At 69.6% G+C, this 16,172-nt stretch carries 7 protein-coding genes; 2 read left to right on the top strand and 5 right to left on the bottom strand.

All coding sequences use genetic code 11. From position 1 onward, the window contains the following. Positions 1 to 37: 37 nt before the first annotated feature. Positions 38 to 547 (bottom strand): ATP-binding protein, encoded by a 510-nt coding sequence (locus AB0P07_RS32490; RefSeq protein WP_365556913.1) that lies wholly within the window; start codon positions 545 to 547, stop codon positions 38 to 40. Positions 548 to 694: 147 nt separating this feature from the next. Between AB0P07_RS32490 and AB0P07_RS32485 the strand changes: the two genes are divergently transcribed. Then, positions 695 to 1,558, top strand: coding sequence for a helix-turn-helix transcriptional regulator (locus AB0P07_RS32485; protein WP_365556909.1), 864 nt, complete (start codon positions 695 to 697; stop codon positions 1,556 to 1,558). Then, positions 1,555 to 1,755, top strand: a complete 201-nt coding sequence (locus AB0P07_RS32480; protein ID WP_365556906.1) for a DUF397 domain-containing protein — start codon at positions 1,555 to 1,557, stop codon at positions 1,753 to 1,755. Before AB0P07_RS32485 ends, AB0P07_RS32480 begins: the two co-directional genes overlap by 4 nt. Before the next feature lie 62 nt (positions 1,756 to 1,817). Here the strand turns inward: AB0P07_RS32480 and AB0P07_RS32475 are convergent, their stop codons facing one another. From AB0P07_RS32475 to AB0P07_RS32460, 4 genes are all read right to left on the bottom strand, one after another. Continuing rightward, a complete protein-coding gene (locus tag AB0P07_RS32475; RefSeq protein WP_365556903.1) occupies positions 1,818 to 6,956 on the bottom strand; it encodes a class I SAM-dependent DNA methyltransferase in 5,139 nt (1,712 codons plus the stop codon). A 13-nt stretch (positions 6,957 to 6,969) separates the two neighbouring features. Further along, positions 6,970 to 9,951: a DEAD/DEAH box helicase gene (locus AB0P07_RS32470; protein ID WP_365556900.1), complete on the bottom strand. Its 2,982-nt coding sequence runs from the start codon at positions 9,949 to 9,951 to the stop codon at positions 6,970 to 6,972. An 86-nt stretch (positions 9,952 to 10,037) separates the two neighbouring features. After that, positions 10,038 to 11,417, bottom strand: coding sequence for a serine/threonine-protein kinase (locus AB0P07_RS32465; RefSeq protein WP_365556898.1), 1,380 nt, complete (start codon positions 11,415 to 11,417; stop codon positions 10,038 to 10,040). Between the two features lie 81 nt (positions 11,418 to 11,498). Continuing rightward, positions 11,499 to 16,010, bottom strand: coding sequence for a DUF6531 domain-containing protein (locus AB0P07_RS32460; RefSeq protein ID WP_365556896.1), 4,512 nt, complete (start codon positions 16,008 to 16,010; stop codon positions 11,499 to 11,501). Positions 16,011 to 16,172 lie beyond the last annotated feature (162 nt).

The raw sequence follows: 16,172 nt of genomic DNA, 5'->3' as shown, positions 1-16,172 counted from the left end.
GGGTCTGACAGCGGGCGCCCGTGTTTCCGAAAACCTGTCAGGCGTTGGCGGGAAAGTGACTGATGAGAGACGGTGCGGGGGCCGCTCCGGGCAGCCACAGCTCCGCCCACACGGTCTTGCCGGGTCCGTCGACGCGTGGGGTGACCGCCCAACGAGTCGCCAGCTGGGCGACGATGAGAAGGCCCCGCCCCGACTCTTCGTCGCCGGGCGGCTCCTCGGTGCTGAGCAGCGGTACGCGTTCGGAGCGGGTGTCGGTGACGTCGACGCGCAGGGTGCGCGGTCCGCCGGCGGTCTCGGCCAGTCGTAGGTGGAAGTCCCGCCCGGCGACATGCCCGTGCCGTACGGCGTTGGCGGTCAGCTCCGACGTGATCAGCGACAGCGTCTCGTTGGCGTGCCCGGTGTACGGGTGGCCCCAGGAGTCCAGCCGGTGGGAGACGAGACGGCGGGCGAGGCGTGCGCCACGGGTGGACGACGTGAACCGCATTGCGAACTCGCGGCTGACGGGGCAGGGTGCCGCCCCCGGTGCGGGGGAAGTTTCGTTGTTCATGTGGTCCACGCTGACGTGCCGGTTTTACCTTGACGAGATACGACGTGCACACGGGCGGTAGCTGTAGGTGATGCGTCGGTGCGTGTAGGCGGGGTGGAGCGTGACGGTCGGCGCGGGGGCGCGTTGGCCGGGGAGGCGGTGCGGAACATGAGCGAGGTGGCTGGGTTGGCCGAGGAGGAGTCCGGGGCGGAGGGAGAGGAGCGGGAGTCGGGAGCGGGCTCCGGCATCCTGCGTGTCTTCGGGCGCCAGTTGAAGAGGTTCCGGGTACGGGCGGGGCTGGAGCGGGCCGAGTTCGGGTCCGTGACGGGCTACTCCGTGTCGACCATCGCCGCGTATGAGCAGGGGCGCCGGGTGCCGCCGCCGAAGTTCATCGACCAGGCGGATGAGGTGCTGGACGCGGGTGGGGTCCTTCGGGAGATGAAGGAGGAGGTTGCGCGGGCGCAGTTTCCGGCGTTCTTTCGGGATGCGGCTCGGTTGGAGGGGGAGGCGGTTGAGCTGCACGTGTACGCGAACCAGGCGGTGCCGGGCCTGTTGCAGACGGAGGAGTACGCGAGGGCTGTGTTCGGGATGATGCGTCCGCCGTTGGACGAGGACTCCGTAGAAGCGCGGGTTGTGGCTCGCCTCGCCCGCCAGGAGGTCTTCGCCAAGCGCCCGGAGCCGCTGATGAGCTTCGTCATCGACGAAAGCGTGCTGCGAAGGCCGATCGGCGGTCGAGGTGTGTTGCGTGGGCAGTTGGAGCAGCTCCTGCTGACTGGACAGAAGCGGACGGTCGAGATTCAGGTCATGCCTCTGGGCAGCGAGGAGCACGCTGGACTTGCTGGCCCATTTACCTTGATCGAGACGAGCGAAGGGCGCAGGATCGCTTACGTTGAGGTTCAAAACGTTAGCCACGTACACACTGAGCGACGGCCCGTGAAGGGCCTTGAGGTCAAGTACGGGATCCTGCGGGCGCAGGCGCTCACGCCTCAGGCGTCGCTCACCTACGTTGAGAAGCTGCTGGGAGAGCTATGAGAGCCAAGGTACGGGAGCACGCATCTGGGCTTGTTTGGGTCAGGAGCAGTTACAGCAGCGAGGAAGGCGGCGAGTGCGTCGAGGTTGCCGTCAGCCCTCATGTCGTCCACGTGCGCGACTCCAAGGACATAGCTCGCCGTGGCCTTGTGGTCGATGAGGCGGCCTGGACCGCGTTCGTCGGCTTCGCCGTCCGGTAGGGCGTTGGGTTTGCCCCTGGCAAGGCGCCAGGGGCAAACCTGTGTCCGGCGGGACTCGCCGACTACGGTTGTACGGCTTCGCGGACGGGCGGTGTCCAGCGCCCGGCGGAGATCTCCGCGTCCAGCCGGTCCTGGAAGTGCGCGTGTGCGGCCCTCATCTCGGCCTCTCGGTCGGCCTTGTAGAAGGGGGCCTGGTAGCCCTCCGGGGGAGGGGTGCGCTCCGGGTCCTCCAGGTGGGCCAGCAGATCGAGGTAGTCCTGCTTGGTCTGGCCGTGGCCGTACGTGTTGAAGTCGGCCGCGATCTTGCGGCCGTTGGCGTCGAAGTAGGTCGCCGACTCGTAGTCGTACAGCTGCGGGTAGCGGGAGTTGAAGATCGCGGCGAGCTGGTCGGCGGTGATGCCGAGCCAGACGGCGACGAGAGCGTCGAGTTCGACGAGGGCGGCTCGGCGTTCGTGTTCAGTGCGAAGCGGGGTGCTGTACTCCCAGGTCGGCTTGAGGCCGGCGGCGAGGGGGTTCAGGCGAGGCCAGTGGGGGTTGGCCCAGTCCTCGTAGCCTGCCCAGCGGCGGTCGAAGAGTTCAGCCCAGAGGGGGGCGTAGTGCGTGGTGAGGCTGTTCAGACGGAGGGTGCGGAGGAGTAGGGCAGGGGCGAGAGGGTGCTTCGGATCGGGTGCTGGCATCTTGTGGGCCTCGGCGACTTGGAGGTGCGAGCGGCCGGTGATGCGGAGCAGATAATCGAGTGGAAGGGCCGCCCAGAACCCTGCGTTGAGAACGGTGAGGCGGTTGCCTTCCAGGGCCGTCGAGTGCACGGTGTGAACGTGAGAGGGCCCAGGCGGAATGAGAGCGGCGTGCAGGCAGCGGCTGCTGTCGAAGGGAATCATGACTCGCCAGGCCAGCCGGTAAGAGGAGTCTTGCGCGGCCCCCGGCTTACCGGATGCCCGCACATAATTAGTTACGGGAACGTACCCTTCGGGCAGCTTGGACGGCGTGAGCAAGTCCCAGTCCCTGTTGCTTCGGCAGGGGACTCTCGGTTCCTTTGAGAAGGGAAGTGCCGATGCGAAATGCGGCCCTTGGAGGATGACATCCTTGAGTTCGGAAACGGCCTGGTTGCCCCAGCGGATCGATCCGTCCTTCTTGGCGTTTGCCTCGTCGTATCCCCTTGAGATCATTGGACGCGGGCGGTAATCGGCCAGGCTGTTGCTGTAGTTGGCTAGCGCCTCGACCGCCCCTTGCTCGCCCACGAGGACTGGGTACAGCAGTGGGGCCTGTGCTGCTCCACCCGTTGAAGCCGTCAAGGCCTGCCAACTGGCCAACAAGGCCCTGTCCACATGCACCACACGCTGGCGGTGCGGCCGGATGTCCCACGCGCCATTGTGCTTGATGCCGGGGGGCGCACCTAGCCCATCATGGGTCAGTGAATCAGGCAGGACTTCTGCGTTACGCAGCTCACTGAGGTGTAGGAAGTCAGGATCATGAGGCATTCCGTAGATGTGCATTCCGAACTCAGCAGAACGGTTGAGGTCCTCGAAGGCCCAGTTTGCCGAGTTCACAAAGTGCGCGTGCACCCGGAGATGTCGATATGCGGCGGCCCGGATGACACCTTCGCGTGCGCCGCCGAAATGCGTGTCCGGGTGGATCAGGCCCGCGCTGCCGTGCGGCGCGATCTGCTGCCATACCCGAGCCATGAAAGCCCGGTAGAGGTCGCCTTGGGTACCGACTAGGAGCGGATACGCAGCTTGGCTGCTCAGGGTGGCGACTGATCCAGCATGGGGGGCCAGCTCGTTGAGGAGGAAGTCTTGCCCGTCCGCTAGCGTGGCCAGCAGCTCCGCCTTGCGGAGACGCCATTCGGCCGCGCTCGGCTTTTCCGCCAGCACGAACCACGGCTCCAGCTCAGCCAGAACCACGTCCTCCTGCCACCTGGGCCGAACCCAAGGCGGATTCCCCACCTGCAAGTCAAACCCACCCCGCGCAAACACCTGCGCGAACTCCAGCTCCCAGTGGAAGAACCCCTGGGCCCTGGCCACATCCCTCGCCATGGCCGCCCACAGGAACCGGTTCTCCAGCCGATGGAACCGCTCCATGCCCATCCACTCGGGCAACTCGCGCTCGTACACCGACAGGTCGTCCAGCGTCTCGAACGCCGACACCAGCGACTCGCTCGGCACGTCCTGCGTCCCCAGCAACGCCTCGGCGAACTCGATCCAGTCGTCCAGCCCCGCCAGCGGAATGACTTCCCGGCGCTGCCCCTTGACCTGCTCCTCGCGACGCCCCTTACGGCGGCGCGACACCGAATCCCGCGTCAGTGTCATCTGCTGGGGCTCAGCAGCGAACCCGGGGAGCGCGTCCGCCTCCCAGGCCATCAGGACCCCGGAGTCCTCCTCACCGGCCGCAGCCGAGACCCCGGCCGCCTCGAACTCCGCCGCCCGCTCCGCCAACGCCTCGGCCCGCGCGTACCGCTCATCCGTACCGTCCAGCAGCGCAGCGCCCTGCACGGGCCAGAACCACAGCGCGCACCACGCGTCCATGAGCGTCTTGAGCCGCCAGTACGGCGTGTCCTCGGCCTGAAGGTCGGCCAACACCTCGTCCCGCTGCACCGCGACCTCCGGCCGCCGCAGCCAGTCGTCCTCCGCGCCCCACACCGCGATGCGTCGCGAGATGTCCCGCTCCGACAACTCCAACCGCCGTACGACCAGCCCCCACAGGTACTCGGCCCGCCGGGCCAGCCCCTGAAGCTTGGCCGTCTGCCGCGCCGTCGGCGACTTGGTGATCGCCTTCCGCCACGCACCCAGCGCCTTGGCCGCCTCCGGAGCGAGCGCCTTCGCCTCCTTCTCGGCGGCTACCGCGCCCCACTCCTTGGCTGGAAGCAGGAAGTGGTGCACCGAACCCTCCGGCAGCGCCGCACCCCCCACCGCGTCCGCCAACGCGAACCGTTCCGGGGTCGTCCCCAGCCAGCCGCCCTTCTTCAGGCGGTCAGCGGCGTACACCTCCCGCCGTCCACCGATCAGCGAGTTCCCGCGCCGCAGGTGCAGGCCGAACCAGGGCGCTTCCATACCGGGGTGCATCGTGTTGAGCCACAGCGACACCTCGGCCAGTTCCACGGCCGTCTCGTTGAGGTCGACGCCGAAGGAGTTGTGCAGGGCGATGTACGCCTTGGCCTTCTGCAGCTCGACGGCGTACTGCTCGGTGTCGATCGACCGGGCCAACTCGCTCTGCCTGCGTCGCAGATACTCCGCGGCGACCTGGTTGATCGCCTCGTTGAGGAACGCACCCGAGCCGAGCGCTGGCTCGCAGATCCGCCAGTTCAGCAGCTCCTTCGCCTCGGTCTCCTCGGTGAGCAGCTGCTGGAGGGCAAGCTGCACGGTGACCTTCGTCAGCGACTCCGGTGTGTAGTACGAGGCGGAGGTCTGGCGGTCGCGGCCGGAGAGGCGGTACACGAACGAGCCCGGGGCGTGCCGCACCCGGACGTCCTCGCCGGTGTGCCGGTCCCGGCGCCGTACGAACACCGAGTCCGGATACTCGTCGATCTTCGACTTGGGGACCAGCCAGGAGCCGTCCTTGGGGTCGCCGCCCTTGGCGACCTCGTACAGCTCCTCGCCCGCGATGAAGCCGCTGTACGACATCAGGCCCTCGTACACCGCGCCGAGCTGGTTGATGCCGAGCTGGGCGTACGAGATGAAGCCGCCGCGTTCGCCCCGCTTTCCCCGGGTGATCATCAGGCTGTGCAGCACCTGGTGGAGCGTGGCGTTGCGCAGCCGGGTGTCGAGGTAGCGCACCGACTCGCCCCGGGCCAGGGCCTCGTCGGAGTCGAAGCGCGGGTCGGGCAGGCTGTCGTCGCCGATCAGCCGGATGGCGTCCCGCTCGAACAGCTTGCTGTGCAGCGGCTCGAAGCGCAGGCCGATGTCCTCGCTGGTCTTGGCGTCGATGCCGTCCACCGTCGCCTCCACGCCGTGGGTGCGGCGCGGGCGGTAGCCGTCCTGGACCTTGCCGAAGAGCAGGTCCAGGGATTCGTAGAGGTAGAAGCCGTTGCGGGCCGTGTCGCTGATCGGCTCCCGGTCGGCGATCAGTTCGGCGAGTCGGCCGAGGCCGTACCCCTGCTGGTATTCGGGGTAGTCGGCCGGCAGGATGCCCAGCTCGGGGCGGGCCTCGGCGTAGAGGAGGAACAGGATCCGGTAGAGGTAGCGCAGCGACTCCCGGGTCAACTGGCTTCCCAATTCCGAGAGTTCGCCGACTTCCTCGGGGCGCAGGCCGTGCTCGCGCAGTCGTTCCAGTACTTCGTTCGCGATGAGTTCGACGCTCTTGCGCAGGCCGTCGCGCAGTTCGCTGGAGACGCCCACCGCGTGCTTCGCGGACTTGCCGACGAGTTCCGCGAGCGGGTTCTCGCCGCCCTCCTCCGGTGTACGCAGCGAGTCCGCGCCGAACAGCGCGGCCACCGTGTCGAGTTCGCCGCCCGCCCTGGTGTCGTTGCGCTGGAGTGCGGTGTCGAGGGAGACGCCGAGGGAGCGGCCCTCGCCCCACACCATCCGGTCGGCGAGGACGATCACTCCGCCGCAGAGCAGCAGTACGTACCGGGGAGGTTCCTCGCAGGCGAACAGGAACCTCGCCAGCTTGTCGCCGGTCTCCAGCGAAGGAAGACCGTCGAGTGGCACGGGCTCCAGCAGCCGGCCCCGGCCGTTCTTGTCGAGGGCGGCATCCGGTTCGGCCGCCCAGCCGCAGTCCACCGCGACCAGGCCCTTCTCGGCGTGGGCGACCGGGATCTCATGGGTCTGCCCGGCGCGCACCACGGGGAGCGTGCGCGGTTTGGCGTCGTAGCCGAGGGCACGCAGCACCTCGGCGTTGAGCGCCCGTACCCGCTCCCGCCACGTCGAGTCGCCGTAGGTCACCTCTTCCTCGTCGCGCTCCCGAACCACGCGGATGCCGTCCTCGTCCTCGGGGAGGGCGAAGAAGGACCGAGCCCGGAAGTAGTCGCGGCGCAGCGCCCGCAACCCGGCGCGGGGGGTGACCGGCAGCTCGTCGGCGCCGGGCGCCGACGCGTCGAGCGCGTCGGCCTCCCTAGCGGCGGCGGCACCTCCGGCGGGCGGCTTCGCCGCCTCCTCGCGGTCCTTCCACGCCTGCAACAGGCCCGACTTGAGGTCCTTCGGGAGTACCTCGGCCAGATAGTGGGCCGAGAAGTAGTCGCCGCGGTTGACGAGGGAGTCGTACGTCATGGCAGGGCTTCTCTCAGAACCGGGACGGGGACGCGGCCGGGGCGGCGAGGGAGACGAGCGGCGGGCCTTCGTCGCCGTCCCCGCGGTCCGGGTCCGGCACGAGCACCGCGAGGACCCGCAGCAGCGGCCGGCCCGTCGTCAGCAGGGAGTCGGCGAGATCGGCGAGGCGCTCCTTCGTGCGCTCCCCGGCGAGGGTGGGCTGCCGCCAGGTGCCGAGCCGCCGCTTGTACTGCTCGATGGGCTCGCGCAGCGGTTCGTCCCAGGCGTCTCGGTGCGTGTTGAGGAATGCCTCGGCCGTGTCCAGGACGTCGGGGAGGGCCTCGCGCAGAGGCGCGGGATCGCGGTAGCGGCGCTTGTTCGCCATGGTGGGGCCGACACCGCAGCGGTGCAGCAGCGACACCATGTCGTCGTCGACCAGGCCTTCCCTGCTCGCCTTTCGCCAGGTGACGCCCATCCACTTCACGACCGTGGGCCTGCCCAGCTTGTTCGAGTACACGCCCTGGACGAGATAGATGGGCTCCGCCACGTTCGCCGTGATCATCGGGGCCTCCTGGCGGCCCATCCCGACGAGGACCTTGTCGGTGAGCCACTCGACGACCGGGTGCAGGTCCGTGAGGAGGGAGATCTCCGGCCAGCTCGACGTCGACGACTCCCGGGCGCGCTGGAGGGAGTGTTCGGCGAGGCGGCGGTTGAACGTCACGAGCATGCGCTCGCGCAGCCGCTGCTCGCGCAGGTAGTCGCTCGGGAGCGCCTTCAGGCGGTGGACGAGTTCCGTGGGCGGGCGGAACGAGAGCAGCCCCGACTGCTGGTCGCGGTCCAGCTCCAGCCGCTCCCGGGCGTCCGGGTACACCTCCCGCAGCGCGTCGTCCATGAAGTGCGCGGTCGAGTCGAAGAGACGGGGGAGCACGGGGCTCGCGGCGGCCCTGCCACCCGACGACTCCGTACCGGAAAGGGGAGTGGAGCCGGGACCTTCTGTGGGGTCCGCTGGTGGCGCTTCCTCGCCGACGGGGCCGAAGAAGTCCGCGAGGAAGTCGTCCAGGCCCGCGTCCTCTCCGTCCGCGCCGGAGCGGCGGGCGTCCAGGGACTCGTCCACGGTCCGGCCGCGCAGCAGGTCCTGGATGAGGGACTTCTCCTCCGCCTCCGCCCGGTACAAACCGGTCACCGCCTCCGCCGTTCCCAGCGAACGGTGGGCCTGGTCCTCACGCTCCAGCAGCCGCTCGGCGACCACCGTGTCGTCCTTGGCCCCCTCGACCTCGCTGGTCAAAATCAGCGCGCGGAACTCCGGGGGCCTGGCCTGCCCGTAGCGGTCGATACGGCCGTTGCGCTGCTCGATCCGGATCAGCGACCACGGCACGTCGTAGTGCACCAACTGGTGACACTGACGGTGCAGGTTGACGCCTTCGGAGGCCACATCACCGGTGACCAGGACCCGTACGGGCGTGTCGGCCAGGCCGAACTCCTCGACACAGGCCATCTGCTGCTCGTCGGAGAGACCGCCGTGCATGATCCGGACGCAGTCCCGGGCGGCCCGGCCCTTGAAGCCCAGTGCTGCGGGAAGTACGTCGGCCAGCCACTCCAGGGTCTGCACGCGCTCGGAGAACACCACGACCCGTTCGTCGGAACCGGGCCCCACTCCGATCTCCTCGCGGAGCTGGCGCACGAGCGCGGCGAACTTCGCCGAGTCCGCCTCGGTCAGGTCGGCGGCCAGTTCCGACAGCCGGTGGAGAGCCGCCAGTTCGGCGGCGGTGCCCTGCGGGTCGTCCTTCTTCTCCAGGGTCTTGATGCGCGCGGAGACCGTGGCCCGCAGCGCCGCGTGGGAGGACAGGAACGACTTCAGCAGCGTGTACGGGAAGAGGGGCACCGAACTCACCGAGGTGCCGCCCTCACCGGGCAGCCAGACGGCCGCCAGCTCCTCGAAGATCTTCTCCTCGGCGGGAGTGGCCGGGCAGTGCACGGAGTGGGACGGGCCGCGCTCCGCCCACTGCCCCTTCATCTGCTCCCGCACCTCGGGGCTGATCTTCGTCCGGCGGATGAAGAGGTGCTCGATGTCGGCCGCGCGGTAGCTCTCCGGGTCCCGGATCGCCACCGGGTCCAGCAGGCCGATCAGCTCCGCGAACGACTTCGCGTCGCCGTTGTGCGGGGTCGCCGACGCGAGGATCAGGGCGTCGGTGCGGGGGGCGAGGGTGCGTGCCAGCTGGTTGCGCAGGGAACCGCGGTTGATCAGGTTGTGCGACTCGTCGATGACGACCGCGTCCCAGCGGATCTGCTCCAGATGGTGCTGGTACTGGTCGGTGTTCTTCAGGGTGTCGATGGAGACGATGACCCGCTTGAACGAGGTGAAGGGGTTGCGGCCGGCCGGGATCTCCCGCTGGATCCGCTCGATGCCGACCGAGTCCAGCCGCACCAGCGGGATCGCGAACCGCGTCCACAGCTCGTGCTGGAACTGCTCCAGCACATGCTGCGGGGTGACGACCAGGATGCGCTCGCCCCGGCCGCGCCGGATCAGCTCGGCCAGCGTCAGACCGATCTCCAGGGTCTTGCCGAGGCCCACCACGTCCGCGATCAGCAGGCGCGGACGGAGGTTGGCGCCGGACAGGGCCAACTCGGCGGGGCGCCGCTGGTACGGCAGCGGGTCCATCAGGAACGAGTCGGCCAGCGCCAGCCGACGCTCCGACTGGGGCAGCGCGGTCCGACGCAGGACCGCCTCCAGGAACAGCCGGGAGCGCCGGTAGTTCGGGGAGTCGTCCATGACGAGGGCCGTCTCCCGAGGGTCGAGCAGCTCGATGCGGTCCAGGCCGGAGAAGAACACGGCCTCCTGGTCACGGACGAACTCCGACACCCCGACGACCTCGATCCGGGTACCGTCGTCCTCCGTCGGCATCGAGCTCCTGACCAGCCACTCCTCGTCCCGCACGACCACCTGGGCACCGGCCGGGTGCTGATCCTGGCCTCTCGTGACGCCGCTCTGCTCCGCACTTGTCTGGACGGCGGTCACCCGTGGCCTCCTGAGGCGGTTCGGTCGTACATGGTCAGGCCCCCTTCAGGGCCCGCCCATTATCGCGGGTCGCAGGGGCGTACGGGTCAGAAGGGGGTACTGGCCGCGTATGCCTCACGCAACCGCTGCGCGGTGATCCGGGCCTGGGCGGAATGCCGCAGGGAACGCCGTCGGACGCTGCTGTCATCGCCGCCCAGGGTGCCCCGGCCCGCCGGGCGAAGCGACGGCCGCGCGCTGTCCCGCTCCGCCGTTGTGTCCGCCGGCGGCCGCCCTGCCGCCGGGGAGGCGGGCGCGTCCTCGGCCGGTGGGGGCGCGGGGGCGTCGACGCGGGCGAAGAGCAGTCGCGGATCCGTGGGCGGCGGCGTCACGGCCGGCGGCTTCGGCGGCGTGGGCGGAAGCACCTCGGAATCCCGGCGGCCGGGCCGGGACCCGCTCGGCTCCTGCCGGGCCGGTCCGGGCGTTGCCATGCCCGGTTCCTGCCGAGGGGGCAGGGCGTCGACCGGGTCGTCCTTCGTCGGTCGCGTCCGGGCCGCCGACCCCTCCGCAGCCGGGCGGCTCACGGCGAGCAGGTCGTCGAGGACGTGGGCCGGAGCGGCGGTGTAGTTCGTGAGCCTGCGCCGCGCCTGGGCGATCTTGAGCCCCTGCGCCTCGATCAGGGCCCGGCACCGCCGTACGACGTCGTCGAGCGCGGGCCGGTCCTCGGGGCGGTGGGCCAGCATCGCCGTCAGCAGCGGCGCGAGTTCCTCCGGTGCACCCGAGAGGTCCGGCGCGGTCGCGGGATCGACGACCTGGTGGAACAGGAGATGGATGTTGTCGGCCCGGTAGGGAGCATGGCCCGAGCAAGCGAACAGCAGCACGGCACCCAGCGCGTACACGTCGACCGCGGGAGTTAGCGGTTTCTCGCCGTTCGCCTGCTCGGGCGGCATGCAGGAGGGCGTGCCGACGACCGTGTTGGCCGCGGTCAGGGACACGCTGGACTCCGCGAACACCGCGAGGCCGAAGTCGATCACCTTGGGTCCGTTGGGGCCGAGAAGCACGTTGGCGGGCTTGAGATCACGGTGCAGCAGCCCCTGCTTGTGCACCGTCGCCAGCGCCTCCGCGAGCGTCGCGCCCAGCGAGGCGGTGAGCAGGGCGTCCAGCGGTCCGTGACGGGCCACGTGCCTGCTGAGGTCCAGCCCCTCGACGTACTCGGTCGCCAGCCACGGCGGGTCCGCCTCCGGGTCGGCGTCCAGGAGGGCGGCGATCCTGGCGCCCCACACCGTCTTGAGGATCTCCACCTCCTGCGCGAACCTCAGCCGGGTCTCGGAGTCCACGACGGACGGCTTGATCACCTTCACGGCTGCCGGTTCCCCGCCCGGCGACTCCCCCAGATACACCTGGCCCATGCCGCCCTGCCCGATCCGCCCGAGCAGCTCGTATCCGCCCAGCTCGGCGGGATCGTCGGGGCTGAGGGGCGCGATGTGCACGTGGGTCCTCACAATCGGGACTGGCTGCCGGGGCAGGTGTTCATCGGCACGTTAGACCACTCCGTGCCGGGCAGGTCGGTCTCAGACCGGATACGCCGTATGGATATGGCCGTCGCGGATGACGACTTCCACGTCCCTGGTCTCCCTCCCGCTGCCGTCGATGCCCACGGGCTCGCCGTGTTCGAAGCGGTGAATGTGGCTGTCCTGCCCGGCCCTGGCGCGGGGGTTGGGTATGGCGGGGGTGCCGTCGACGCCCTCGCGGAGCCGTCGGCCCAGGACGAAGTCGTCGCCCTCCCAGAAGAAGTCCTCGTAGAACTCACCTGGCAGTGAGGGTTCCGGTCCGGTGGGGTCGGCGTTGTCCCGCACGCGGTCCTGGGCGCCGGGGCCGTGCTGGCCCTCGATGTGGGCCTCGCGTTCCTCCGTGATGCCGTGCCTGCTGCTCTCGCAGCTCACCAGCCCCCACGGGTCGGTCCAGCGAAGGGGGTCGAGGACGTAGGCGTGGTGGTTCGGCGCGGGAGCGAGGCCCAGGGGGTCCGGGCTGATGTAGCGGGCGTTCTCGGGGTCGTAGTAGCGCCGGAAGTTGTAATGGAGGCCGGTTTCCGGGTCGTGGTACTGGCCCGGGAAGCGCAGAGGGCAGTCGACCGGGCCGGCGGGACCGCCCACCGGCGTGCCCCACAGCGTCGTGCGCGCCCGCCAGGCGACCCGGCCCTCCTCGTCGACCAGCTCGGTGGGGGTGCCGACCAGGTCGGTGACGATGGCGTAGAAGCGGCGGTCGACCTCGTCCTGGTCGATCTGCAGCAGCGCACGGTCGGTGCCGGGAGCCCATTCCCAGCTTCGGGTGGGACCGCCCGCGGAGCTGCTCTGTTCCACCAGGTGGGAGCCGTCCCAGGTGAAGACCGTCTCCTCGACCGGCTGCCCCGCGTCGGACAGCAGGCGCTTGGCGACGCGGCGGCCGAGGCCGTCGTAGACGTACGCCCAGCGGCGCCCGTCCGGGGTCGTGACCTGAGTGAGCCGGTCCTCGGCGTCCCACGTGTAGGTCCACTCCCGCGTCCCCCCGGACAGCAGCTTGCGCGTCTGCCGGACGAGGCGCCCCTGTGCGTCGTGGACGTAGGTGATGTGCCCGGCCCTGCGGATGAGTGTGCCGTCGTGGACCCGTTTCCCCTGCGGGCCCTCCGGTGCGTCCGCCCGGCTGACGTTGCCCGCCGCGTCGTAGGCGTAGCGCTCGGACCACCCGGTGGCGGAGACCGCCTCCACCCGGCCGAGACGGTCACGGCTGAACCGGCGGGTGCCGTGGGTCTGGTCCTCGACGGTGGTCAGGCCGCCGTCCGGTCCGTACGTGTACGAGCGGTGCAACAGGGTCTCGTCCGGTGAACCCGTGTCGGAGGCGACTCGGCCGAGGACCCTCTGCTCGGTCAGACGGTGGCCGGCGTCCCACTCCTGCGTCAGTACCGCCGTCTCCCCGAGCCGCCGCTCGGTCTCGTGGCCCGAGATCCCGTAGGCGAAGGACAGCGAGTCGTCGGCGAGCCTGACCCGGGTCGGCCGGTTGTTCGCGTCCCATTCCCAATGGCTGACGGCACCCGACGGAGTCCGGCGTTCCGTCCGCCGGCCGAGTACGTCGTACGACGTGTGGACCGCGCGGCCGTTGCACTCTTCGGAGACGACACGGCCCACCACGTCGCGTTCGAAAGTGAGCGTCGTCTCAGGGGTGACCGCCGTGATGAGCTGACCCGAGGAGTCGTAGGCGAAGGTTGCGATCGCCTCGCCGGACCGTCGCTCCACGACCCGGCCGCACGCGTCCCGTACATAGACGGTGACCTCGCCGGCGCCGTTGGTGCGCCGGAGCAGACGGCCCGCGGCGTCGTAGGTGTAGGCGACGGCGCGGCCGTTGAAGTCCACTTCGCGGACGAGGCGGCCCGCCGGGTCGTAGGTGTACGACCACACCGCACCCGACGCGCTCGTCACGGAGGTGAGCCGCAGTTCGGTGTCGTACGCGAACCACGTCGTCGAACCGTCCGCCTCCGTCCTGGAGCGGAGCCGGTCGAAGTGGGTGAAGGTGTGGGTCGTGCTCCGGCCGTCGAGGCCGGTGTAGCGGACGATGTTGCCCTCGCCGTCGTAGGACCAGCTCTCACCGCTGCCGTCGGCCATGACGCGCTCGGCGGGGTAGCCCTCCACCGTCCAGGTGGTGCGTGTCGCCGCGCCGGCGGCGTCGACGGCACCCACGATGCGGCCGAAGGCGTCGCGGGTGACGTGCGACGTACCGCCCAGTGGCGCGGTGACGGAGTCGGGCAGCCCGAGCGGTCCCGGGTGGACGCGGTGGGTCGCACCCAGGGCGTTGGTGACGCCGAGCAGGCCACCGGAGGGTTCATGGGCGTAGGTGGTGACGGCACCATCGGCGTCTACGGTCGCCGCCGGGTGGCCGTGCTCGTCGTACGCGTAGCCTCTCCTGCCGCCGTTCGGCAACGTGATCCACAGGGGACGGTCGGAGGAGTCGTACTCACAGGTGGTGACCGTGCCGTCGGGACGGACCACGGAGATGAGGTTGCCACGCTCGTCGTAGCTGTAACGGGACGTGTGGCCCAGCGGATTCGTGCGTGAGAGCAGCCGGTTGTACGCGTCCCACTCGGCGTGGGTGGTGTTGCCGAGCGGGTCGGTCTGGGCGACGACCTGCCGGCGCTCGTTGTACCGGTAGGTCGTGGTGTGGCCGAGCGAGTCGGTGTAGCGGGTCTCCCGGCCTTCCGGGTCGTAGGCGACGGAGCAGGACAGGAACCCGTCGGCGCCTTCCCCGCGTATGCAACGGTCCTGGTCGTCGTAGGTGAAGCGGTACCAGGTGCCGTTGCGGTCGGTCCAGGAGGTGATGCGTCCCTGGAGGTCGTAGTCGTACCTGAGGGGAAGACCGCTGGAGTTGTAGATCTCCGTCAGGTGGCCCTCGGGGCTGTAGCCGTAGCGCCGCAGCGTCGTGCCGTCCGGTCCCGTCTCCTCGTCGCGCAGCCGCAGGCCGACTATGCGGTCGCCCTCGGTGTCGATGTGCACATGGCGGCCGCCGGAGTCGCGGACGGCGACGGGGGTGCCGGTGTCGTCCCGGTCGATGTCGATGCGCCGTCCACCGCGGTCGGTCACGGCGGCCAGGGGAAGGGTGAACGCCTCGTACGCGGCGACGGGTCCGGCGAGCGGGGCGAAGTGGCGGGTGTGTCCGGAGGCCGGGTCGGTGATGCGGAGGGGACTCTCGGGGGAGCCGTCCCAGTCCAGCGGCCAGCGCGGGCCCTCCGTCGGCATGACCGACGCACCGGGGGCGGGTACGGGATACACGAGGATCATGCCGTCTTCGGCGGCGAAGACGACGCCTTCCCCGTCCAGTTCGAGACGCTCGTCCAACGTCGAGGCCCAGGACGGGCCGAACCACGAACCCCAGTTGTACGTCGAGAGATGCGTACGCCGCAGCACGAGCGGGAGGAGCCCGGGAAGCTCGGCGTCGGTCTCCTCCACGAGCATCTCGCCGGAGACCATGTCGACGGGGTCGCCGTTCTTGCAGCGTCCCTTGGCCGGCTTGCTCTTGCCGACCGCGTCGTCGGCTCCCTTGCGCAGGCCTCGTCCGAGGCCCTTGGCCATCGCCTTGAGGCCACCCTTGCCCAGGGCTTTCGCTCCTGCCGCGAGCTTGCCGAGTGTGGTGATGCCCTTGACGCCCGGTATGCAGTCCAGGGCCGCGAATCCCACGTCCCACAGGGACGCTTGGCCTTTGCGGTATTTGTTGAGTGTGTCGGCGAGGACGACGAGGGCGGCCACGACGACGATCGCGGCCAGGATCGGTCCGCCGATGATCATCGCTATGACGCCGACCACGGTCACGACGATCTTGCAGACCGCGACGATGGTGTCCCAGTTGTCGGAGACCCAGTCCCCGATGTCCTCCCACCACGACCGGTTCTGGATGCCGGCGTCGGATGCCTCGTCGATCTTGTTCTTGGCGTCGCGTGCGGCGTCCTCGCGCATTTTGCGGGCGTCTTCGGCCATCTTCTTCGCCGCGTCCAGGGCACTTTGGGCGGTATCGACGGCCGACTGCGCGTTCGTCTGCGCCGTCTTGGCGTGCTGGACGTCCCGGGTGGCTGCCCGCACCTTCGCCTCGTCCGGCTTGTCGGAGTCCGACTTGCTGCCGGTCGGGTCGTCCTTGTACTTGTCGGCCTCCTTGGACGCCCGGGTCACCCAGGAGTCGGCCGAGGAGAGCTTCGACTGTGCCGAGGAGAGGTCGGCACGGGCCTCGCGCGCCTTCACCAGCGCCTTGTCCGCCAGAGCCTGGGCGCGCTCCAGCTTCGGCCAGAAGTCCGTGAGAGCGTCGCCGCACATCCCGTAGGACTTCTCCAGCTTCTTCAAGTTCTTCGGGACGCCCGAGAACTCCTCCTTGAAGACCGTGGCCGACTTGCCCGCCCACTCCGCGAGTGTGCTCTCGCCCGCCATGTTCTTGACCAGGCGCAGGGCGTCGGACACGTCGTCGGCGAAGTCGTGCAGGACTTTCGCCAGCCTGCGCACGCGTTGCGGATCGCCGGGGGTCGGGTCCTTGTCCAGATCGAGGACATGCCAGTCCGTTGGCCGGTTTCCCACGTTCTTCCCCCGTCGCACGGCTCCAGTCAAGACACGTATGCCTCAGCAAAGTTACTTGTTCTCCAGCTCTTAGTGGGCGGTTCGTGAGTCTTTGAGTGGGTCTGCTGTCGCCTGATGGTGTGGCGGCGGGGCGGAATCTGCCGGTCCGCGGTTGGTGATCTG

Origin of the sequence: Streptomyces sp. NPDC085944 (assembly GCF_040686295.1) — a bacterium.
Classification (GTDB): domain Bacteria; phylum Actinomycetota; class Actinomycetes; order Streptomycetales; family Streptomycetaceae; genus Streptomyces; species Streptomyces salinarius.
Note: the sequence above shows the minus strand (reverse complement) of the source record. Positions and strands in the feature narration are given on the sequence as shown.